This window comes from Streptomyces sp. 4N124, assembly GCF_052245395.1.
Taxonomy (GTDB): Bacteria; Actinomycetota; Actinomycetes; order Streptomycetales; family Streptomycetaceae; genus Streptomyces.
Map to the genome: position 1 here is coordinate 1 of NZ_JBQQBS010000143.1, position 1206 is coordinate 1206.

At 56.6% G+C, this 1206-nt stretch carries 1 rRNA gene; it reads left to right on the forward strand.

Annotation, left to right across the window (positions count from 1 at the left end):
• Positions 1-1175 (forward strand): 23S ribosomal RNA (locus tag ACTWQO_RS48460); the annotation flags it as partial.
• Between the last annotated feature and the right edge of the window lie 31 nt (positions 1176-1206).

Here is a 1206-nt window from a genome sequence, read left to right on the forward strand (position 1 = left end):
GTGAGCTGGGGGTGGCCGCAGAGACCAGCGAGAAGCGACTGTTTACTAAAAACACAGGTCCGTGCGAAGCCGTAAGGCGATGTATACGGACTGACGCCTGCCCGGTGCTGGAACGTTAAGGGGACCGGTTAGTCACTCTTCGGGGTGGCGAAGCTGAGAACTTAAGCGCCAGTAAACGGCGGTGGTAACTATAACCATCCTAAGGTAGCGAAATTCCTTGTCGGGTAAGTTCCGACCTGCACGAATGGCGTAACGACTTCTCGACTGTCTCAACCATAGGCCCGGTGAAATTGCACTACGAGTAAAGATGCTCGTTTCGCGCAGCAGGACGGAAAGACCCCGGGACCTTTACTACAGTTTGATATTGGTGTTCGGTTCGGCTTGTGTAGGATAGCTGGGAGACTGTGAACTCTGGACGCCAGTTCAGGGGGAGTCGTCGTTGAAATACCAGTCTGGTCGTGCTGGATGTCTAACCTGGGTCCGTGATCCGGATCAGGGACAGTGTCTGATGGGTAGTTTAACTGGGGCGGTTGCCTCCTAAAGAGTAACGGAGGCGCCCAAAGGTTCCCTCAGCCTGGTTGGCAATCAGGTGTTGAGTGTAAGTGCACAAGGGAGCTTGACTGTGAGACCGACGGGTCGAGCAGGGACGAAAGTCGGGACTAGTGATCCGGCGGTGGCTTGTGGAAGCGCCGTCGCTCAACGGATAAAAGGTACCCCGGGGATAACAGGCTGATCTTCCCCAAGAGTCCATATCGACGGGATGGTTTGGCACCTCGATGTCGGCTCGTCGCATCCTGGGGCTGGAGTCGGTCCCAAGGGTTGGGCTGTTCGCCCATTAAAGCGGTACGCGAGCTGGGTTTAGAACGTCGTGAGACAGTTCGGTCCCTATCCGCTGCGCGCGCAGGAACATTGAGAAGGGCTGTCCCTAGTACGAGAGGACCGGGACGGACGAACCTCTGGTGTGCCAGTTGTTCTGCCAAGGGCATGGCTGGTTGGCTACGTTCGGGAGGGATAACCGCTGAAAGCATCTAAGCGGGAAGCCTGCTTCGAGATGAGTGTTCCCACCCCCTTTGAGGGGTTAAGGCTCCCAGTAGACGACTGGGTTGATAGGCCGGATCTGGAAGCCCTGTAAGGGGTGGAGGTGACCGGTACTAATAGGCCGAGGGCTTGTCCTCAGTTGCTCGCGTCCACTGTGTTAGTTCTGAG